This is a genomic window from Nitrosospira sp. TNL200, from assembly GCF_055386305.1.
In genome coordinates this window covers 3,267,499-3,287,546 of record NZ_AP041003.1, presented here as the reverse complement: position 1 = coordinate 3,287,546, position 20,048 = coordinate 3,267,499, and the positions used below count along the sequence as shown (strand labels likewise).

Annotated in this window: 20 protein-coding genes; 14 read left to right on the top strand and 6 right to left on the bottom strand. The window is 55.4% G+C overall.

Annotated elements, in window-relative coordinates:
- Positions 1–54 precede the first annotated feature (54 nt).
- From accC to ACZ5CE_RS14875, 9 genes are all read left to right on the top strand, one after another.
- Complete coding sequence (gene accC, locus ACZ5CE_RS14915; protein WP_464575684.1) at positions 55–1,410, top strand: acetyl-CoA carboxylase biotin carboxylase subunit; 1,356 nt, start codon at positions 55–57, stop codon at positions 1,408–1,410.
- Positions 1,411–1,543: 133 nt separating this feature from the next.
- A complete protein-coding gene (gene prmA / locus ACZ5CE_RS14910; RefSeq protein WP_464575683.1) occupies positions 1,544–2,446 on the top strand; it encodes a 50S ribosomal protein L11 methyltransferase in 903 nt (300 codons plus the stop codon).
- Positions 2,447–2,470: 24 nt separating this feature from the next.
- Positions 2,471–3,463: a zinc-ribbon and DUF3426 domain-containing protein gene (locus ACZ5CE_RS14905; RefSeq protein ID WP_464575682.1), complete on the top strand. Its 993-nt coding sequence runs from the start codon at positions 2,471–2,473 to the stop codon at positions 3,461–3,463.
- A 291-nt stretch (positions 3,464–3,754) separates the two neighbouring features.
- Positions 3,755–4,567 carry an ABC transporter ATP-binding protein gene (locus tag ACZ5CE_RS14900; protein WP_464577548.1) on the top strand — a complete coding sequence of 271 codons (813 nt, stop codon included), beginning with the start codon at positions 3,755–3,757 and terminating at the stop codon, positions 4,565–4,567.
- Positions 4,560–5,357 (top strand): lipid asymmetry maintenance ABC transporter permease subunit MlaE, encoded by a 798-nt coding sequence (mlaE, locus tag ACZ5CE_RS14895; RefSeq protein ID WP_464575681.1) that lies wholly within the window; start codon positions 4,560–4,562, stop codon positions 5,355–5,357. Before ACZ5CE_RS14900 ends, mlaE begins: the two co-directional genes overlap by 8 nt.
- On the top strand, positions 5,357–5,839 hold the full coding sequence (gene mlaD, locus ACZ5CE_RS14890; protein WP_464575680.1) for an outer membrane lipid asymmetry maintenance protein MlaD: 483 nt from the start codon (positions 5,357–5,359) through the stop codon (positions 5,837–5,839). The genes mlaE and mlaD overlap by 1 nt, the downstream gene beginning before the upstream one ends.
- Positions 5,840–5,918: 79 nt before the next feature.
- A complete protein-coding gene (locus ACZ5CE_RS14885) occupies positions 5,919–6,563 on the top strand; it encodes an MlaC/ttg2D family ABC transporter substrate-binding protein (RefSeq protein ID WP_464575679.1) in 645 nt (214 codons plus the stop codon).
- Positions 6,564–6,567: 4 nt separating this feature from the next.
- Entirely contained in the window at positions 6,568–6,870 is a 303-nt protein-coding gene (locus ACZ5CE_RS14880; RefSeq protein ID WP_464575678.1) for an STAS domain-containing protein, read from the top strand.
- Positions 6,871–7,024: 154 nt separating this feature from the next.
- Complete coding sequence (locus tag ACZ5CE_RS14875) at positions 7,025–7,273, top strand: BolA family protein (protein WP_464575677.1); 249 nt, start codon at positions 7,025–7,027, stop codon at positions 7,271–7,273.
- A 40-nt stretch (positions 7,274–7,313) separates the two neighbouring features.
- On the opposite strand, the gene rpoH is transcribed toward ACZ5CE_RS14875, so the two are convergent.
- From rpoH to ftsY, 4 genes are all read right to left on the bottom strand, one after another.
- The gene (rpoH, locus tag ACZ5CE_RS14870) at positions 7,314–8,162 is read right to left on the bottom strand and encodes an RNA polymerase sigma factor RpoH (protein ID WP_464575676.1); all 849 of its coding nucleotides are present in this window, start codon (positions 8,160–8,162) and stop codon (positions 7,314–7,316) included.
- 116 nt (positions 8,163–8,278) lie between these two features.
- Positions 8,279–9,187 (bottom strand): permease-like cell division protein FtsX, encoded by a 909-nt coding sequence (gene ftsX, locus ACZ5CE_RS14865; RefSeq protein ID WP_464575675.1) that lies wholly within the window; start codon positions 9,185–9,187, stop codon positions 8,279–8,281.
- Complete coding sequence (gene ftsE / locus ACZ5CE_RS14860; protein WP_464575674.1) at positions 9,184–9,837, bottom strand: cell division ATP-binding protein FtsE; 654 nt, start codon at positions 9,835–9,837, stop codon at positions 9,184–9,186. Before ftsE ends, ftsX begins: the two co-directional genes overlap by 4 nt.
- A gap of 54 nt (positions 9,838–9,891) precedes the next feature.
- Positions 9,892–10,887, bottom strand: a complete 996-nt coding sequence (ftsY, locus tag ACZ5CE_RS14855) for a signal recognition particle-docking protein FtsY (protein WP_464575672.1) — start codon at positions 10,885–10,887, stop codon at positions 9,892–9,894.
- A 334-nt stretch (positions 10,888–11,221) separates the two neighbouring features.
- Here ftsY and ACZ5CE_RS14850 point away from each other — a divergent pair, with 334 nt between their 5' ends.
- From ACZ5CE_RS14850 to ACZ5CE_RS14830, 5 genes are all read left to right on the top strand, one after another.
- Positions 11,222–12,634, top strand: coding sequence for a M16 family metallopeptidase (locus tag ACZ5CE_RS14850; protein WP_464575671.1), 1,413 nt, complete (start codon positions 11,222–11,224; stop codon positions 12,632–12,634).
- A 138-nt stretch (positions 12,635–12,772) separates the two neighbouring features.
- Positions 12,773–14,131, top strand: coding sequence for a M16 family metallopeptidase (locus ACZ5CE_RS14845; protein ID WP_464575670.1), 1,359 nt, complete (start codon positions 12,773–12,775; stop codon positions 14,129–14,131).
- A 78-nt stretch (positions 14,132–14,209) separates the two neighbouring features.
- Positions 14,210–14,758, top strand: a complete 549-nt coding sequence (gene rsmD / locus ACZ5CE_RS14840; protein ID WP_464575669.1) for a 16S rRNA (guanine(966)-N(2))-methyltransferase RsmD — start codon at positions 14,210–14,212, stop codon at positions 14,756–14,758.
- Complete coding sequence (gene coaD, locus ACZ5CE_RS14835; RefSeq protein WP_464575667.1) at positions 14,751–15,254, top strand: pantetheine-phosphate adenylyltransferase; 504 nt, start codon at positions 14,751–14,753, stop codon at positions 15,252–15,254. Before rsmD ends, coaD begins: the two co-directional genes overlap by 8 nt.
- Before the next feature lie 10 nt (positions 15,255–15,264).
- A complete protein-coding gene (locus tag ACZ5CE_RS14830) occupies positions 15,265–15,516 on the top strand; it encodes a YfhL family 4Fe-4S dicluster ferredoxin (RefSeq protein ID WP_464575666.1) in 252 nt (83 codons plus the stop codon).
- 36 nt (positions 15,517–15,552) lie between these two features.
- Here ACZ5CE_RS14830 and ACZ5CE_RS14825 read toward each other — a convergent pair whose 3' ends face one another.
- Both ACZ5CE_RS14825 and dnaE read right to left on the bottom strand, forming a co-directional pair.
- A complete protein-coding gene (locus ACZ5CE_RS14825) occupies positions 15,553–16,308 on the bottom strand; it encodes a YggS family pyridoxal phosphate-dependent enzyme (RefSeq protein ID WP_464575665.1) in 756 nt (251 codons plus the stop codon).
- Between the two features lie 118 nt (positions 16,309–16,426).
- Complete coding sequence (gene dnaE / locus ACZ5CE_RS14820; protein WP_464575664.1) at positions 16,427–19,975, bottom strand: DNA polymerase III subunit alpha; 3,549 nt, start codon at positions 19,973–19,975, stop codon at positions 16,427–16,429.
- Between the last annotated feature and the right edge of the window lie 73 nt (positions 19,976–20,048).

Sequence of the window (20,048 nt, the reverse complement as noted above, 5' to 3'; positions counted from 1 at the left end):
ATTCGTTATGGAGGAAGCAGGTTTTCATCGGCTCGGCGAGACACTACGTAGACAATGTTCGAAAAAATTCTAATAGCCAATCGTGGTGAAATCGCCCTTCGGATACAACGCGCCTGTCGCGAGATGGGCATCAAAACCGTCGCGGTGCATTCCCAGGCCGATGCGGACGCGAAGTATGTAAAGCTTGCCGATGAGTCTGTATGCATCGGGCCAGCGCCATCGGCACAAAGTTATCTCAATATTCCGGCGATCATCAGCGCGGCGGAAGTCACCGATGCCGAAGCGATCCATCCCGGCTATGGTTTTCTTTCCGAAAATGCCGATTTTGCCGAGCGTGTCGAAAGAAGCGGTTTCGTTTTCATAGGTCCGCGTCCGGAGACTATTCGCCTGATGGGCGACAAGGTCAGTGCCAAAAACGCGATGAAGAAGGCGGGTGTTCCCTGCGTGCCTGGCTCGAATGGCGCCTTGCCCGAATCCCTCGACGAAATACGGGGAATCGTCCGGGCAATCGGCTATCCGGTCATCATCAAGGCGGCGGCGGGTGGAGGCGGCCGGGGAATGCGAGTGGTTCACACGGAAGCGGCGCTGTCGAACGCGGTCATTATTACGCGCAACGAAGCTCAGGCAGCATTTGGCAGCCCCACGGTCTACGCTGAGAAATATCTGGAAAATCCGCGTCATATCGAAATCCAGATACTTGCGGACGAGCACCGGAACGTGATCCATCTGGGGGAACGAGATTGCTCGATGCAGCGCCGCCACCAAAAAATTCTCGAGGAGGCGCCGGCGCCCGGCATCACCCCGCGAATGCGGGATCGTATCGGCGGCCGTTGCGCGGACGCGTGCCGCCGAATCGGGTATCGCGGTGTCGGAACGTTCGAGTTTCTGTTCGAGAAGAATGAGTTCTATTTCATCGAAATGAACACGCGTTTACAGGTGGAGCATCCTGTTACCGAGGCCATCACCGGAATCGACCTGGTGCAGGCGCAGATTCGGGCTGCGGCAGGAGAAAAACTCACCATACGCCAGCGGGATGTCGCATTCCGGGGGCATGCAATCGAGTGCCGCATCAATGCTGAAGATCCATACAAGCTTACCCCGTCAGCCGGTCGCATTACCCAATATCATGCACCGGGAGGGCCAGGCATCCGGGTTGATTCCCATGTCTATGCTAACTACATGGTGCCGCCCTATTACGACTCCATGATCGGCAAAGTCATAGCCCACAGGGATAATCGCGAACAGGCCATCGCCCGCATGCGCATCGCGCTATCCGAGATGGTGATTGAAGGCATCAAGACCAATACGCTTTTGCATCTCGACTTGTTGTCCGATGGCGCTTTCCTGAATGGAGGAACCAGCATTCACTATCTCGAGCAAAAACTTGCCAACTATAACAAGCCGGGCTAGCGCCTGTTAACCAGGGAAAGAAGGTTGGAACCCGTGTGAAGGTTCTGTTTTCTGGAAAAGATGAGCGGCAGGAAAATGGCAAATCAAGGAAGCAGCATACGGATGTCCAACTCACCTTCGGGTTGTTGACCCAGTGTCGTGGATCGCCGTAACCCTTGAGACGGATAGCGCTCATGCTGAAGCGCTGAGCGATGCCATGCTCGAGCTGGGCGCGCTGTCGGTGGATATTCGCGACGCGGGAGCGGGGACGGAGCGGGAGCAACCTCTGTTTGGCGAGCCAGGAGAAGTCCCGGGAGAGACCTGGTCCGCTTCGGAAATGACCGCCCTATTTGGGGCAGACGCAGATATTCCCGCGATGATGAAAGCCGCGATTCGGGCGGCCCGGCTGAGCGATTCCCCGGCATACATCACCACCTCTATCGAGGAACAGGATTGGGTACGGGTTACGCAATCGCAATTCGGTCCCATTCAAATATCATCACGTTTATGGATCGTTCCCAGTTGGCATAAAAGCCCGGACTCTTCCGCGATCAGCCTTATGCTCGATCCGGGTCTTGCCTTTGGCACGGGTAGCCATCCATCCACGTGGCTCTGTCTTGCCTGGCTTGACGAAAACCTGCAAGGCGGGGAAGATGTCCTCGATTATGGTTGCGGTTCAGGCATACTTGCCATTGCCGCGGCAAAGCTGGGCGCCGCTCGTGTAATCGGGATCGATATCGATCCGCATGCGATTGCGGCAAGCCGCGAAAATGCATTGCGTAATCGATGCAGCGAAGCGGAAACGCAATTTCATGGTGATTTTTTTTTCCAAGGCCAGCCGCCGGCAGATATCGTAGTGGCCAATATCCTGGCCAAGCCCCTTATCATGCTGGCCCCGATACTGTCGCGCGCCATGAAGCCAGGCGGACGCATAGCGTTGTCGGGCATCTTGGATGAGCAGGCCAGAGAGGTCATCGAGGCTTATCAACAATGGGTGGACATGCGGATCGCGGGTGAACGGGAGGGCTGGGTATTGCTGTCAGGGACGAGAAAGTGATGCTGGATTTTCTTGAGAAAAGCCATGGCGCTCATTACCCGGTGTCCTAATTGCGGTACTGCCTTCCGCATAACGCCAATCCACCTGCAGGCGCATGGCGGCGACGTGCGTTGCGGGCGCTGCACTCGCATCTTCAATGGTTTTTCCGCACTGGCTACCATGCAGGAGCCGGAATCGGCTGTTCCCGCAACAGCGGAGGGCGTGGACACGACGCCCGTGGAAACGTTGTCCGATGCTTCCGAAGCGGCTCCTGAGGCTCCTGCGATTGACTCGGGTACGATTCCCGAACCTCGCATTGAGGCTGCTCCCAGCGTGGCTTCCGAAGCTGCTCCCGAGCTTGATCCAAAGCCTGCCCCCGAACCTGCTCCCGGAACTGGCACGATCGATTCCGAAGCCGATCTGCAGCAGATCCTGGCGCAGAGAACTTATTCACGCACGCATAGCGGGCATGAAAACCCGCCGGCGCAATCGCTGGCCGCAGCGGCAGCAGCGCATGGTCCATCCTCCGTCGAGCCATATATCTCGGGATGGGGGAAACCAGAAGAATCCGCAATGGCGCCACCGCACTCCGGAGGTTACGAGATACCGGAGCCAGATGATATTCCACGGCGGAGCGGGAGCGCGCGTGGCATGCGTCGGAATCATGCATACGATGGCGAGCGGCCGGTTTCGCTTTTATGGAGCATTGCCTCCTTCTTTTTACTGATGGTGCTGGCAGCACAGGCTGTTTATTTCTATCGTAACGATATCGCTGACGCCATGCCTGCCGCGAAACCGCTTCTGGACCAATACTGCAAGCTGCTGGGATGCACCGTGCAATCCCCGTTGCGCCCGGAATTGCTGAATATCGAATCTTCCGGAATGGGATTGAAAATTCAGGATTCCAGCAAAATCATCCCCAATGCCATGGTGCGTAATCATGCGCCTCGTTCCCAGGCGCTTCCTTCCTTTGAGGCGGCGCTGACGGATATCCGGGATCAGCCTGCGGCAAACCGCGTCTTTTCCCCCGGCGCCTAGCGCGAAAAAAAGAGATCCGATCGAGTGCCTGGGCCAGACCACGAATTCAATGCCTAGCTCCATCTCAGCAGCGGCGGGTTGAGCGCAACGGATGCCCTTTTCCCTGATTTATCCCGGTTCGGGGCATCGCTTTATTTTGATACAGCTGTAAATATCGGAAAGTGGAAGGTAAGCGGCGTCAACGCGATATTGGATCGGCGCTGAATGTGCCACACATTAATGGGCTGTGCTGGAGGCGCATTTGGATTAAAATTGAAATCCCGTCAACCCGATATTCCCAGCTTGCGCAGAATGGCATCTGAAACCCTGGTCGAAGTCAACGACCTGAATTTCTCCTACGGTGAGCGTCCTCTGCTGAGGGGGATCAATATGACGATGCATCGCGGCAAGGTCATTGCCATCATGGGAGGCAGCGGCAGCGGGAAAACCACCTTGTTGCGTCTTATTGGCGGGGCAATCGTCCCGACTTCGGGTCATGTGAAAGTCGCGGGCAAGATCGTGCACAAGCTGAAGAGAGATGAGCTTTTTCAGTTGCGCCGCAAGATGAGCATGCTCTTTCAGTTCGGCGCCTTGTTTACGGATCTGTCCGTGTTCGATAACGTGGCATTCCAGATTCGGGAACATACCGATTTGCCGGAGTCCATGATACGCGATCTGGTGCTGATGAAGCTGCAGGCCGTAGGGCTCCGCGGAGCGCACGATCTCATGCCCGCGCAACTTTCGGGAGGGATGGCGCGTCGCGTCGCGCTGGCTCGTTCGATCGCGCTTGATCCGCTGCTCATCATGTATGATGAGCCTTTCACCGGACTGGATCCCATTTCACTAACCGTGATTGGAAACCTGGTTCGCCGCCTCACCGATGCGCTGGGCATGACATCCATCGTAGTGACGCACGATGTGCAGGAATCCCTGAAAATCGTCGATTATGTCTATTTCATTTCCGATGGCGTAATTGCCGCGCATGGGACGCCGGACGAAGTACGGGAATCGGTTGCTCCTTTCGTGCATCAGTTCGTGCATGGCGAAGAAGATGGTCCCGTGACCTTCCACTACCCGGCAAAGGCCTACGCAAGCGACCTGAAACTGGAGACTGGTCTTGCCTAGACGCATCGCTATCGGCATCCGAGGCATTGGTCACCGGGTAATTGATAGTACATGGCGGCTAGGCTACGCCAGCCGCTTTTTCCTGCTGATATTGCTTAAATCCGGTACCAGCCTTCGCCGCTTCGGCCTGGTCATTCGCGAGCTTTATTTCACAGGGGTGCTGTCGCTGATCATCATCAGCGTCTCGGGATTGTTCGTCGGCATGGTGCTGGGCTTGCAAGGTTACGAGACACTGCAGCGATTCGGGGCCGAATCGGCCGTGGGGACAATGGTGGCATTGTCCCTGGTGCGCGAGCTGGGTCCGGTTGTGGCCGCACTGCTGTTTGCCAGCCGCGCCGGCTCCGCCATAACGGCGGAGATCGGCCTGATGAAGGCCACGGAACAGCTGGCGGCAATGGAAATGATGGCGGTTGACCCCATTGCGCGGGTGGTCGCCCCCAGGTTCTGGGCCGGCGTTATTTCAATGCCGTTCCTGGCAGCCATGTTCTCGGTAGTGGGGGTATTCGGCGGCTATCTGGTTGCCGTAGTGCTTATCGGCGTGGATGACGGTTCGTTCTGGTCGCAAATGCAGAATGCCGTGGATTTTCGGTACGATATCGTCAACGGCATTATCAAGACATGTGTCTTCGGGGTGGCAGTGACTGCTGTGGCGGTGTTCGAGGGTTACGACGCGTCTCCCACGGCTGAAGGCGTATCGGGAGCGACGACCCGTACCGTGGTGACTTCATCCCTGGTGATTCTGGGACTGGATTTCGCTTTGACTTCGTTCATGTTCAGGGGAATGAGCTGATGCAGCGTGCAACAATGGATTTATGGGTAGGACTGTTCGTTCTTGCCGGAATCGGCGCACTACTGTTTTTGGCGCTGAAAGTAGGAAATATGGGTACTTACAGTTCGGCCGAGGGCTACACCCTGGTGGGTAATTTCGAGAATATTGGAGGATTGAAAGTCCGTGCACCGGTTAAAAGCGCCGGGGTGGTTGTCGGGCGGGTAACGGACATCCAGCTCAACACAAAGACATACGATGCGGCCGTAACCATGAATATCGATACCCGTTATCAATTCCCCAAGGATACTTTCGCCAGCATTTTGACATCCGGGCTGCTGGGAGAGCAATACATCGGATTAGCGGCAGGTGGTGACGATACGTTACTGAAAAATGGCGACAAGATCATGAAAACAAACTCGGCACTGGTCCTGGAAGAAATGATCGGCCGCTTTTTATTCGACAAGGCGTCGGAGAACAAGGAAGAAAAGAATAGCAAGGATTAGGGCAATTCCAGGAAGCCGCTTGCCGCTTTATTCAGCCTCAAAGTCAAGTAGTTACAGGTTAATTTTTAGCGAGGTAATCATGAAAACCCATTTTGCTGCCTTTGTATTGCTTGCAACGTTCTTTTTAGGCTTTGCGGCCCCCGCATGGTCGATCGAGGTGCGTCCGGATGCCCTTGTGGACAAGACGGCGCAGGAGGTATTGGCCATCGTCAGACAGGACAAGGAAATTCAGGCTGGCAATACCACAAAGATTCTTGATCTGGTCGAAGCCAAGATTTTGCCGCATTTCGATTTTACCCGGATGACCCGGCTGGCTATGGGCAAGAACTGGGCGAAAGCCGCGCCTGACCAGCAGCAGCAATTAGTGGATGAGTTCAGGACACTGCTGGTGCGCACCTATTCAAATGCGCTGACCACCTACCGCGACCATACCATTACAGTGGAACCATTAAAAGATCTGGGAGATGCTACCGATACCACCGTGAAAACAAAAGTGATGCAGGATCAAGGGCAGCAGCCGGTGCCGATGGACTACAGCATGGAGAGGACCAATGACGGATGGAAGGTATATGATGTAACGGTGGCTGGCGTCAGCCTGGTGACCAATTATCGCAGCACTTTCAATAATCAGGTACGCGAGGGAGGGGTCGAAAAGTTGATTAAAACGCTGGTGGACAAAAACCGGGCGCTGGTAGCAAACGATAAAAAAGCTGCGGCGCGATAAGTCCGTGTTATCGGAAGTGCTTCTGTCCGAGGATGATCTGTTGCGTGTCGCCGGGTCGATAACCATCCATAATGTCGCGGCGGTTGTTGAGCAAGGCATCGCCCTGTTCGATCGCGGAGTTCAAATCATCGATCTCTCTAAGGTGGAGAATGTGGATTCGTCGGCAGTCAGCATGCTGCTCGAATGGCAGCGCGAGGCTGACCGTCGCGGACGGCGAATCGATTTCATGAATATGCCGGAAAAACTGACTAGCCTCGTGCGATTATATGACCTTTTCGAATTGATTCCGCAAAACTCGGCCAGATAAAAACCGGATCACGTATTATCCTAAATCCGGCAGTTGTAGCGAACTCACCTATAGGTGAACGTCGAGAACCACAGAAAGTCTTTGTGGATAATGGGTTCTAAACTGGAAATGAGCGGTCAACTACCGGATCCAGGATCAATATAAAGGATGCAAAATGGTTACTCCGGAAAGCATAAAAAGTCACATCGAAGCTGCGATGCCTTGCGAACTTGTTCATGTGGAAGGTGATGACGGCTATCACTTCAGCGCAGTTATCGTCAGTGCGGAATTTCAGGGAAAAACGAAGGTTCAGCAGCACCAGCTGGTGTACCGGGCGCTCGGTGACAGGATGAAACAGGAAATTCACGCCCTTTCCATGAAAACGCTTACGCCCGAGCAATGGGCGGAGAATCGCTCGGCCTGACAGCATCCTTTCCGGGAAGCTTCCCCCGCCGTTTCGCTATCTATTCTCCAGGCGCCATTGCCGTTCGCATTTTCTGCATTGCCTTTACTTCGATCTGGCGAACGCGTTCGGCGGATACTCCCAACTCGTCAGCAAGATCGTGCAGCGTCGCGGTATCCGTTTCCCTCAGCCAGCGCGCTTCGATAATTCGCCGGCTGCGCGCATCCAGGCTGGACAGGGCCCGTTCCAGTCCCTCTCCACGCAATCGCCTGGTTTGCTCGGCTTCCAGCATCTGGGTCGGTTCAGATCCATCTGTAAGATAGGCGATCGGGCTGTACGTTTCCTCATCGTCTTCCTCGCCCAAAGGCTCCAGTGAGATATCCCGCCCGCTAAAGCGGGTTTCCATTTCCACGACATCCTCTGCCCTGACTCCCAATTGACTGGCTATGGCATTCACTTCTTCCGGATTCATGGTATCCAGCACCGGTTTCATGCTGCGGAGGTTAAAGAACAGCTTGCGCTGCGCCTTGGTTGTCGCGATCTTTACCAGCCGCCAGTTGCGCAGTATGAATTCGTGGATTTCCGCTTTGATCCAGTGCACCGCAAACGATACCAGCCGCACGCCGCGTTCCGGATCGTAGCGCTTCACCGCTTTCATGAGCCCTATATTGCCTTCCTGTATCAGGTCGGCCTGCGGCAGTCCATAGCCCTTATACCCGCGGGCAATGGCAACGACAATGCGCAGATGCGACAGAACCAGTTGTCGTGCCGCGTCGATATTGCCTTCATCCCTCAGGGATCGGGCTAAGCGGACCTCTTCCTCTTGTGTAAGGATAGGAAAGCGATTGGCCGTCTGGATGTAGCTTTCGATGCTACCGCTAGCTGAAGGCAAGGCCAGGGCAAAGGTCATATTTCCTCCGGATATGGTAAATGCCGCCTAATTACAATTGGGATAGGGCAATAGGGGTAATATTGATAAGATGAACAAATTATCGGGAAGTTCCGGGCCGGATTGAGGATCATGGGTCATCGGGGTTCTATTTGCCACAGGTGACTTTCCACCGAGAGCCAGGCTCCGGCCCATCCCAGCGAGGCCGAAAACAATAATAAACTCAGACTGTCTCCCAGCGAAAGTTGATAGAGCTGCCAGTTGATATCATAGAGATGCATCAGGTTTTTCAGCTGCTCATCGATCAGGTTGATTCCGAGTGTCGTGATAAGCAAGGCGACGGCTCCTCCAGCCGCTCCCTGAAGCGCGCCAAAATAGAGAAACGGGCGGCGGATGAAACCGTTGGTCGCTCCTACCAGCTTTGATACCTCTATTTCATCCCTCATCGTGAGGATTTGCAAACGTATGACATTGAACGTAACCACCAGCAGGGCGACGCTCAACAGGACCGAAAGCATCAGGACAGCAAGCCGGCCAAGGCTGAGCATTGCCTCCAATCTCTTGGCCCAGGCGGAATCCAGTTGCACATGCTCGATCTCGGGCCACTTCTGCAACTCCGCTTGCAACTCGTCCAGCTGATAGGATGGAACGCTGCTTGCCGTAATCACGAAAGCATCCGGCAGCGGATTCTGTTCAAAGCTTTTCGCAATATCCGCCAACCCAGTGCTCTGTCCAAACTCCTGTAGCGCATTTTCCTTCGAAATGAACTGGATGGTAGTGATGCCTGCATGGTGTTCCAGTCGCGATTTCACGTCCATTACCGCTTCTTCGCTTGTATTCAGTTTCAGGAAAAGACTCAGCTGGGGGGTGGTCGAAAATTGGCCGGCCACTGCCTCAAGATTCTCCAGCATCCCATAAATACCGGCGGGTAAGCTGAAGGCGATTCCTATGACGCTGATGCTGAGCAGGCTGCCTAGCGGCGACATCAGCAAGCGTTTCAGCGCCAGCACGAAGGCCTCGAAATGATGAGAAAGCCAGACGCTCACGTCGCCAGCTCGCCTTGGCGAAGCGTAAAAACCCGTTGCTGGGCGTTCCCGAGCAATTCGCTGTCATGAGTGGCGATCAACACCGTCACTCCCACTTGGTTGAATGATTTGAACATATCCATTATGTCTCTCGCATAATCGGCATCCAGGTTGCTGGTAGGCTCGTCGGCTATCAGGATGGAGGGCCGGCTGACGATGGCGCGGGCCACGCACAGCCGTTGCTGTTCTCCCCCGGAAAGCGTGATCGGGCGCGCCTTCTCCTTGTCCAGCAACCGGACTTTGTCGAGTGCGGCGCGCACTCGTGCGGCCGATGAGCGGGCATCAAACCCGCTTATCTGCAAGGGCAGCAAAACATTGTCGAATACGCTGCGGTCGAACAGAATCTTCTGGTCTTGAAAGACCAGGCCGAGATTACGCCTGAGGAACGGAATTGCCCCGCTTCGCAGCGTGCCGACATTCTGGCCGTTGACGATGATACTGCCGGAAGTAGGGCGTTCGATAGCTGCAATGAGCTTCAGCAGCGTTGTTTTTCCCGCCCCGGAATGTCCGGTTATCAGTGCCATTTCTCCAGACTCGAGCGCAAAGCTTATATTCTTGAGTGCGTCGAAACCGTTGGGGTAGCGCTTATGAACCTGGCTAAAGCTAATCATCGAGTGTTACCGTCTCGAACAGTCTCATTTCAAGCGCCTGGCCCGTTCCACAGTTCAATCGAACAATGCCTGGACAAATTCAGTTGCCACAAACGGCCTCAGGTCATCCATGTCTTCGCCCACGCCGATGAAGCGAATCGGCAACAGGCTCTTCTGCTCGCGTTGTTTCGCGATGGCGGCGATGACGCCCCCCCTGGCCGTGCCATCGAGCTTGGTGATGACGAGGCCGGTAAGATCGAGTGCATCATCGAAAGCCTGAACCTGGTTAACTGCATTTTGACCCGTGTTGGCGTCGAGCACCAGCAGCACCTCGTGCGGCGCGCCCGGGCAGGCTTTGCCGATCACGCGTTTTACTTTTTTGATTTCTTCCATGAGATGAAGCTGGGTTGCGAGCCGCCCAGCGGTATCCGCCAGCACGATATCTACCCCGCGCGCCTTTGCCGCATTGATAGCGTCGAAGATGACCGCTGCCGGATCTCCCTTCTGCTGGCCGCTGTTTTCCTGGGCGATCACGGCAATATCGTTGCGCTCGCCCCAGGCTATCAGTTGTTCGCGCGCAGCGGCGCGAAAAGTGTCTCCCGCTGCCAGCAGCACGGATTTTCCCTGCGCCCGGAAATAGTGGGCGAGCTTGCCGATGGAAGTCGTTTTTCCTGCTCCGTTCACGCCTGTGAGCATGATGATGAAGGGCTTGGCTGTGCTGGTATCAAGCGGCTGGGCCAGAGGCTCGATCAGATTGACCAGCGCCTGCTGCAACGCGGATCTGAGTTGTGCGGCATCGGTCAGCCCATCGCGCCTGACCTGTCTCTTCAAGTCCTCGAGCAGCCAGCTGGTGGCATTCACGCCGACATCCGATACGAGCAATATCGTTTCCAGCTCCTCATAAAGCGCCTCATCTATCCTGCCGCTGCCAAACAGAGCGGTAACCTGCTTGCCAAACTGGTTCCGGGTCCGGGAAAGCCCCTGCCTGACACGTGCAGCCCAGCCGCCTGTGCCTGCTTCGACAGGTGGGGCGGAACCGGTGTTATTTTTGGATTTAAAGAAACTCGGCATTCTGGTAGGCTGTCGACAATTGGGGATTTCTGGATAATCCTGCTCTGCGAAACAATGATTTTGTTGATTTTGCCGGAGGGATGCGTCAAGGGATGACACGAACGACCGGCTCTCTTTCCCAGGAACCCGGCAAGACCGTTACCCGCAAAACCTTGTCCCTTTGTCCCTTTGCCCCTCGGGTTGCTGATAAAATCAGACTCGCTCCGATTTTACCAGCAAGACGCTCTGCCGAGGACGTATTCAGAATTCCTTGGCTGGTGGCCATGGGAGATTCATGCAGAAGATGCGGTTGATCCGAATTTTATGCCGTTTGCCCCGATTCAGGTTATTTAAAATGCCAAACTATTTATTCGCCATTTCGCTTTCTCCCGTCATTCGAACAGTTGCGGCGGGCGCCGTTTTTCTCGGCTGCCTGGCTGCGCCCGACGCATTTGCCACGACTCATGAGTACATGCTCGGCAATGGGCTCAAGCTGATCGTAAAGGAAGATCACCGTTCGCCCGTGGTAATTTCCCAGATCTGGTACAAGGCGGGCAGCGTCGACGAGTTGAATGGTACTACTGGCGTGGCCCATGTGCTGGAGCATATGATGTTCAAGGGAACGCGCAAAGTCCCGGGCGGGGAATTCTCGAAACGCATTGCCGCGGCGGGCGGCCGGGACAATGCGTTCACCAGCCGCGACTACACGGCCTATTTCCAGCAACTGCAGAAATCCCGATTGCCGCTGGCGATGGAACTGGAGTCGGACCGGATGCGTAACCTGGTTCTGACGAAGGAAGAATTCTCGAAGGAGATCCGGGTAGTGATGGAGGAGCGCAGATTGCGGACCGACGATCAGCCGCGTGCCCTGGTGCATGAAAAAATGGCCGCGACTTCTTTCCAGGCTCATCCGTATCGCCGTCCCGTAATCGGCTGGATGGATGATCTGGAAAATATGACAGTTCGCGACGCCAGGGAATGGTATGACCGCTGGTATTCTCCGAATAACGCCGTACTGGTGGTGGTGGGCGACGTGAGTGGGAAAGAGGTTTTCAGACTGGCGCAAAAATACTACGGCCATATCAAGTCACATCCGGTATCGTCCTTGAAAGAACGCAAACCGCAAAAGGAGCCGCCGCAGATCGGGATAAAGCGGCTTACGGTAAAGGCTCCCGCCAAGCTACCCTATATCGCGATGGGTTATCACGCGCCCGTATTGCGGGATCCGGCTGCCGACTGGGAGCCTTATGCGCTGGAAATGCTGGCAGGTGTGCTGGATGGCAATGAATCTGCCCGGCTTAATAAGGAACTGGTGCGCGAGCGGCAGGTCGCGAACTCGGCAGGAGCAGGTTACGACTCTACGGCGCGCGGCCCCGGCATGTTTTATCTCGACGGGACGCCCAGCGAGGGCAAAACGGTTGGTGATCTGGAAACAGCCTTGCGCGGGGAGGTGGAAAAACTCATCCGCGAAGGGGTGACTGAAGAAGAACTCGCCCGAGTGAAAGCGCAGGTCGTGGCTGGTCATGTATTTCAGCTCGACTCCATGTTTTACCAGGCCATGCAGATCGGCCAGCTGGAGAGCATAGGCATGTCCCACCGGGATGTGGATACCATGCTGAAAAAGTTGCAGGCCGTAACCGCCGAACAGGTGCGTGAGGTCGCAAAAAAGTACCTTAAGGATGACAGTCTGACAGTCGCCGTACTGGATCCTCAGCCGCTGGATCAGAAAGCGCCGTTTGCTGTTCCGCCCGGCGGCTTGCGGCATTGAGCCACGCGGTTCACCATTCCATATTGCTTCAAGCCTCTTTCCATGTGCCGCAGGCGCAGGCCTGCCTGGCGGAGATTTATTCAGCTCTTTCTTGCAAGCGTTTTTCATCGACTTGCCCAGTCATCCGGAGAAGTTTCAATGCATAGGCTACGCTACCTGTTTGTTCTCTTGTCAGGAATCTGCTTTCAATCGGCATTCGCAGCCCTGCCTATTCAGCACTGGCAGGCGGCTTCCGGCGCCCAGGTCTATTTCGTGGAAAGCCGGGACCTGCCAATACTGGATGTCAGCGTGGATTTCAATGCGGGTAGCAGCACCGACAGTGTGGACAAATCGGGCCGGGCGGGTTTGACGCTATACCTGCTCAGTCTCGGAGCGGGAGGCTTGTCTGAAGACCAGATTGCCAAGGCGGCGGCCGATGTCGGCGCCCAGCTTGGGGCGCATTTCGACCAGGACAGGGCTGGCATAACCCTGCGTACCCTGAGTAGCGCCCGCGAACGCACCCAAGCGCTGGATATATTGGGGCGTGTCGTCCAGAAGCCGGAATTCGTGCCGGACATTTTGCAACGGGAAAAAGCAAGAATCATTGCGGGGCTGCAAGAATCTGATACCAAGCCGGAGGTCATTGCAGACCGTGCCCTGATGAAAATGCTCTACGGTGACCATCCGTACGGGTTGCGCGGCTCGGGAGAGGTGGAGACTGTCAGTCAGATACAGCGCGAGGATCTGCTCGACTTTTACCGTTCCCATTACCTGGCGTCCGGAGCGGTAGTTTCGATAATGGGTGATGTAAGTCGTGCGGAGGCCATCGCCATTGCCGAATCACTGACAGATCAACTGCCCCAGGGTATCCAGGGCAGGTCGGTAAATGAAGTGCCGCCGGTGCAGAATCCGGTACCAGGGGCCAAAATGATTGCCCATCCTGCGACGCAAAGCCATATTCTCCTTGGCTATCCGGGCCTTCGCCGCCACGATCCGGACTATTTTCCATTGCTCGTCGGCAATCACATATTGGGAGGCGGAGGGTTCACATCCCGGCTGATGGAAGAGATCCGCCAGAAGCGTGGACTGGCGTATAGTGTCCATAGTCATTTCTCGCCACTCAGGGAAAGGGGACCGTTTGAAATTGGCTTGCAAACCAGGAAAGAGCAATCCGAAGACGCGCTGGCGCTGACACGGAAGGTGCTGGCCGATTTCGTGGCGAACGGCCCGACACAAAAGGAGCTTGCCGAGGCCAAGCAGAATATCATCGGCAGTTTTCCCTTACGCATTGACAGTAACAAGAAAATAATAGGATATCTCGCATTGATCGGGTTTTATGACCTGCCCCTGACCTACCTCGACGATTATCTTAAAGCCGTGAGCGCAGTGACTGCCGGGCAGGTCAAGGATGCCTTCCAGCGCCGCATCGATCCCAAAGGGATGGTCAGTGTTGTCGTGGGAGCGCCGGAGAAGAAACAGCAGGAGTCTCTCAAGACAGACAGAAGCGATGCAAAATGAGGTTTTGAGAAATGCATAACTGCGCGCAGATATACCGGCGGCGGCTTTCGCTATCTATTTTTTAAAATTACATCGTTTTTGATAAAAAACAGAGTTCGTATCATTGGCGGCATATGGCGCAGCCGCATCATCACTTTTGCGGACAAGCCCCATTTGCGCCCTACGCCCGACCGTGTACGCGAGACCGTATTCAACTGGCTGGGGCAGGACCTGAGCGGAATGCATTGCCTCGATCTTTTCGCGGGAAGCGGCGCCATGGGCGTGGAAGCAGCATCGCGCGGCGCGGAATGCGTAACACTGGTGGAACCGGATCCTGCGGTACTGAAAATGCTCAGGGCCAACCTCGACAAATTGGGAGCGGATCAGATACGGCTGGTGCCCATGGATGCGCTAGGTTTTCTCAAATCCAATCGGGAACGGTTCGATATTGTTTTTGTCGATCCCCCTTACCAGCTTGGGCTGGTGCCCGAACTGATGGCCCAACTTCCCCTGCATCTTTCGAGGGAAGGAGTGGTCTATGCGGAAAGCGCTCAATTCATCGAACCACCATTGAACTGGACAGTTTGGCGCAAGGGCCGCGCGGGCAAGGTGTGCTATCAATTATTGAAACTCGAAAGAAATGGATAAAGCGATCTATCCCGGCACGTTTGATCCCATTACCCGAGGGCATGAGGATCTGATACGCCGGGCTTCCCGTTTATTCGACCCGGTGGTGGTCGCGGTGGCGACGAGCAGCGACAAGAAGCCTTTTTTCAGCCAGGAAGATCGCGTGCGCATGGTGCAGCAAGTCGTGGCGGATTGCCCTAATGTGGAAGTAGTAGGTTTTTCCGGTTTGTTGATGGAATTTTCCCGGCGGCAGAATGCGAAGGTCATCTTGCGGGGGCTGCGAGCGGTGTCGGACTTTGAATATGAATTTCAGATGGCCGGGATGAATCGCAGCATGTATCCGGATGTGGAAACCGTATTCCTGACTCCATCCGAGCAGTACATGTTCATTTCGGCGAGCATCGTGCGCGAAATTTCCTTCCTGGGAGGGAATGTGGACAAGTTCGTGCACCCGCTCATAGCGGCGGAGCTGCGTTCAAAAATGGAAGTCCACGGATTTCCCCGGGATCGGGGTTGACGGATTTGATATGGCGCTGATCATCACCGACGAATGTATCAACTGCGACGTTTGCGAGCAGGAATGCCCTAACGGCGCCATTTCGCAGGGCGAGGAGATTTATGTGATCGCACCCGCACTGTGTACTGAATGCGTGGGTCATCATGAGACATCCCAGTGCGTGGAGGTGTGTCCGGTGGACTGCATCATCCTTGACCGGGGCAATATCGAAACCAGAGAGGAGTTGTATCAGAAATACCTAAGCTTGACGACTATCGATTGACGATGGACGAATCGACCGATAGTCGGGCCTTGGGGATCAGCCAGGAGTTCCCTTGTCGAAATTTTGCTGCTGTGCGGCGAGTTCTTCCGGAATAGGATAACGCCTGGGTCCGAAAATAGCGGTACCCACGCGAACCGTGGTTGCCCCCTCCTCGATGGCGATATCCAGGTCTTCCGACATGCCCATCGAGATCGTATCGAGATCATAGCCTTCCCGCTTCAGTTGGTCATACGCTTCCCGGAGCATGCGAAACTGGTTCCGCTGCAGGGCAGTGGCTTTGGTGAGTTCGGGGATCGCCATCACGCCTCGCAGTTTGAGGTGGGGCAGCTTCACGATGTATGCGGCCAGATCCGAAACATCCTCGGGCGCCACACCGCTTTTGCTGTCCTCGCCGCTTACATTTACCTGGAGGCATACCTGAAGCGGCGGCAGCGATTCGGGTCTGTCTTTCGACAAGCGGTCGGCGATTTTTTTCCTGTCCACGCTATGGACCCAGGCGAAATTCTCCGAGATACGTTTTGTTTTATTGCTCTGTATGGGGCCGATGAAATGCCATTCGATAGGCAGGTCGCGCAGCGCCTCGATTTTCACCAACGCTTCCTGGAGATAGTTTTCGCCAAAAATGGTTTGTCCTGCTGCAAAGGCTTCCCGCAGACACTCCGCGGGATTCGTTTTGCTCGCGGCTAAAAGCGTGATCGTCTCCGGCCGCCTGCCTGCTTTTCCCGCGATGCTTTCGATGCGCGCCCTGACTTTCTGCAGGCCCAACGCTATAGTTGTCGTGTTTGGTTCCATATTGACTTCAGTTCAAGGTTTCGCTCCCCTTCCCGAGATAACAATGGCATATAAGGGAAACAAGCATAGTAGAGCTACTTGCCTTTATGGTCAAGAAAAGGCGGTTTTTAAATCCGGTTTAGTAATTTATCTCGATATTTCCGGCAGTGAAGTGAGCCTCGAGCGATTGAATCAGGCTCTCCTCCAGGATCACGCACCATGCCTCGCCCAATTCCAGTTCGCATCGGGCATGGTGGTTGCGATAAGCTACCCATACCGGGCAGTATTGTTCAGTAGTGTTGCCGTGGCCGCCGGGGACGGCCCGGCGGGTGTTGCCGCCTCTGCGATACGGTGCAAGTATTTCTTTCAGCGCAGCTCCGCTGGATGAGCCATTGCAGTATAGCTTTATATTTTTAGCATAACGGGAACGGGCAGTATCGAAATCATACAACCGTTCCGCGGAAATGCGAAGTTCTCCGCTTTCGTCGTCGCCCATCCTGTTGCTCACCTTCGCCTCTACCAGCAGCAATTGGTCCTCCTTTACCCAATTGCGCGCAGACTCGAATAATTCACTATACGCCACTACCTCGATACGTGCGCTGCCGTCGTCCAGTACGATCACGCCCATTCTGCCGCGCCGCGTCATCTGGGTACGGACGGAATAGACAATGCCTGCAAGAAGCTGCGGCTCCCGCTGGGGATTCAGCCGATCCAGCCGCGTACGCACGAAATTTTTCAATTCCTCGGCATGGGCGGTGAATGGATGCCCGCTCAAATAAAATCCCAGGGCCATTTTTTCGTTTTTGAGTTTTTCCTTCTCTGCCCAGGCGGGGACGTTTATCAGGTGCAGTTGTTCGGCCGAGTTGCCGCCACCGCCGAACAGGCTTACCTGGTTGGCCGCGCGGGCCACCTGCTCCGCGGCTTCGAGCGCAACTCCCACCGATGCCAGCAGTCCGGCGCGGTGCGGGTTCAAGGAGTCGAAGGCGCCTGCGCGAATGAGCGATTCCACTACTCTCCGATTGACGATACGCTTGTCCACCCGAAGACAGAAATCGAACAAATCGGTATAGAGCCCACTCTGTTCGCGTGCTTGCAGGATGGCCGCGATGGCCGATTCCCCCGTTCCTTTGACGGCTCCCAGACCATATCGTATGGTTTTTTCGTCCATGGGCAAAAAGCGGTAGCCGGATAAATTGATGTCCGGCGGAAGAATGATGAGCCCGTTCGCCAGGCTATCCTCGAAAAACGCGTGCACCTTGTCGGTGTCATCCATGTCGGCGGACAAGGTTGCAGCCATGAATTCCGACGGGTGATGGGTCTTGAGATAGGCTGTCTGGAAAGCAATCAATGCGTAGGCTGCCGCATGGGATTTGTTGAATCCATACCCCGCGAATTTCTCCATCAGATTGAACAGTTCTGCCGCATCATCGCGTGCCAGGCCATTTTTTATCGCACCCGCCACGAAAATGTCACGTTGCTGCGCCATCTCCTCGACCTTCTTTTTGCCCATTGCGCGGCGGAGCAGGTCGGCACTGCCGAGACTGTATCCGCCAATGACCTGCGCAATCTGCATCACTTGTTCCTGATAAATCATCACCCCATAGGTAGGCTCAAGTATGGGCCGCAAGCGCGGATCCATATACTCCACGCGCTTACCGTGTTTGCGTTCCACAAATTCTGGAATGAGCGCCATGGGTCCCGGACGATACAGCGCCACCAGGGCAATGATGTCCTCGAAACGGTCCGGCCTGGCCTTTTGCAGCAGATCCTTCATGCCGCGAGACTCGAACTGGAATATTCCCACGGCGTTGCCCTGGCGTAGCAGAGCATAGGTTGCCGGGTCATCCAGTGGCAGGTTTTCCAGGGAAAAACAAGCCCAGCCCCGGGCGTCCGGCTCGCTGGTTTGCTGGTTCTTTTCCCCGGCCGCCAGCACCGCCGATCCCGTTTTGCGCTGCCTGATATATCTGACCGCCCAGTCGAGTATGGTCAACGTTCGCAAACCGAGAAAATCAAATTTAACCAGGCCAATTTTCTCCACATCATCCTTGTCGAGCTGGCTTATCACCGAGTCGCCGGCATCGGTGCAGTAAACCGGGCAGAAATCGGTAATTTTTCCAGACGCGATCAGCACGCCACCCGCATGCATGCCCACGTTTCGCGTAAGCCCTTCCAGGCGCTCCGCGAGTTCGAGCAGATTGCGGACTTCTTCTTCCTCTTGCGCGCGCAGATTCAGTTGCGGTTCTTCGGCGCGCGCTTTTTTTAACGTCATGCCAAGCTCGAACGGGACCAGTTTCGCCAGTTGGTCCACAAAGTTGTATGGCAGGTCGAGCACTCTTCCGACATCGCGCACCACCGCTTTGGCAGCCATGGTGCCGAATGTCGCGATCTGGGAGACGCTTTCTGCGCCATATTTTTGTTTTACATATCCGATCACTTGCTCACGGCCATCCTGGCAGAAGTCGATATCGAAATCCGGCATGGAAATACGCTCGGGATTGAGAAAGCGCTCGAACAGCAAATCGTAGCGGAGCGGATCGAGATCCGTTATCCCCAGGGAAAAAGCGACGAGCGAGCCAGCGCCGGAGCCGCGGCCGGGACCCACGGGGACGCCATTTTTTTTAGCCCAGTTGATGAAATCCGCCACGATAAGAAAGTAGCCAGCGAAGCCCATCTGCACTATGGTGCTGGTTTCGAATTCCAGCCGCGCCCGATACTTGGGCATCTCCGCATAGCGCATGGCGCCATCTGGAAACAGCGCATTCATTCTTATTTCGAGTCCGGTCTCCGCCTGCTCGCGCAAATAATGCTCCAGGCTCTCCTGGTTGGGCGTGGGAAACAGCGGCAGGCGGTTGACGCCTAATTCAAGGGTGAGATTGCAACGTTTTGCAAGTTCGACAGTATTGACCAGCGCGGAGGGGATATCGGCAAACAGCTCTTCCATTTCCGCCTGCGTTTTGAAATACTGCTGCACCGTGCAGCTTTGGGGGCGGCGCCGATCGCCCAGGACATAACCCTCAGCGATGCATACCCGTGCTTCATGCGCCCTGTAATCTTCGGAATTCAAAAACTGTATCGGGTGGGTGGCAATTACCGGCAGGTCCAGCGTAGAAGCCAGCATGAGGGAGCGCTGCACGAGTGTTTCCGCATTCGCATTTCCTGCTCGCTGGATCTCCATGTAAAAACGATCGGGAAAAAGGCGTTCCCATTCTGTTGCAAGCATGCTTGCCTGGGCAGAGGCGTTCTGTATCAGCGACAGGCCGATATCTCCGGTATCTCCGCCCGATAACGCGATCAATCCACTCGTTCCCTCTTCGTTACCGTGGAACCACCCCTTTCTTATTTCCGCTCTTCCCCGATGCTGGTTTTCCCGGTAGGCTCGCGACAGAAGGCGGCATAATCGCAAATAGCCAGCATAGGATTGGCATAGCAGCAGGATGCGCGTCGGCTTGTCGCGATCCGCCTCATTGCTGATCCACGCGTCGCAGCCGATTATTGGCTTTACTCCCTCGGCGCGCGCCTCCTGGTAAAACTTTACCAGCCCGAAAAGATTGGAAAGATCGGTCAGTGCCAGCGCCGGCATGCCATCCGCAGCCGCTTTGGCGACGGCCTCCTCCACGCGCACGATTCCATCCGTGATGGAATACTCGCTATGCAACCGAAAATGAACGAATGTGGGAGATGCGGGCATGCTGCACAAATGCGGCGTCGATCGGGAGTTACATCGGAAACGGATTTACTGCTGCTTACCAGTCAATTCGCGG

Coding starts and splice junctions, on each gene's coding strand:
- accC (WP_464575684.1), top strand. CDS start 55: ATGTTCGAAAAAATTCTAATAGCCAATCGTGGTGAAATCGCCCTTCGG.
- ACZ5CE_RS14905 (WP_464575682.1), top strand. CDS start 2,471: ATGGCGCTCATTACCCGGTGTCCTAATTGCGGTACTGCCTTCCGCATA.
- ACZ5CE_RS14900 (WP_464577548.1), top strand. CDS start 3,755: ATGGCATCTGAAACCCTGGTCGAAGTCAACGACCTGAATTTCTCCTAC.
- mlaD (WP_464575680.1), top strand. CDS start 5,357: ATGCAGCGTGCAACAATGGATTTATGGGTAGGACTGTTCGTTCTTGCC.
- ACZ5CE_RS14885 (WP_464575679.1), top strand. CDS start 5,919: ATGAAAACCCATTTTGCTGCCTTTGTATTGCTTGCAACGTTCTTTTTA.
- ACZ5CE_RS14875 (WP_464575677.1), top strand. CDS start 7,025: ATGGTTACTCCGGAAAGCATAAAAAGTCACATCGAAGCTGCGATGCCT.
- rpoH (WP_464575676.1), bottom strand. CDS start 8,162: ATGACCTTTGCCCTGGCCTTGCCTTCAGCTAGCGGTAGCATCGAAAGC.
- ftsE (WP_464575674.1), bottom strand. CDS start 9,837: ATGATTAGCTTTAGCCAGGTTCATAAGCGCTACCCCAACGGTTTCGAC.
- ftsY (WP_464575672.1), bottom strand. CDS start 10,887: ATGCCGAGTTTCTTTAAATCCAAAAATAACACCGGTTCCGCCCCACCT.
- ACZ5CE_RS14850 (WP_464575671.1), top strand. CDS start 11,222: ATGCCAAACTATTTATTCGCCATTTCGCTTTCTCCCGTCATTCGAACA.
- ACZ5CE_RS14845 (WP_464575670.1), top strand. CDS start 12,773: ATGCATAGGCTACGCTACCTGTTTGTTCTCTTGTCAGGAATCTGCTTT.
- coaD (WP_464575667.1), top strand. CDS start 14,751: ATGGATAAAGCGATCTATCCCGGCACGTTTGATCCCATTACCCGAGGG.
- ACZ5CE_RS14830 (WP_464575666.1), top strand. CDS start 15,265: ATGGCGCTGATCATCACCGACGAATGTATCAACTGCGACGTTTGCGAG.
- ACZ5CE_RS14825 (WP_464575665.1), bottom strand. CDS start 16,308: ATGGAACCAAACACGACAACTATAGCGTTGGGCCTGCAGAAAGTCAGG.
- dnaE (WP_464575664.1), bottom strand. CDS start 19,975: ATGCCCGCATCTCCCACATTCGTTCATTTTCGGTTGCATAGCGAGTAT.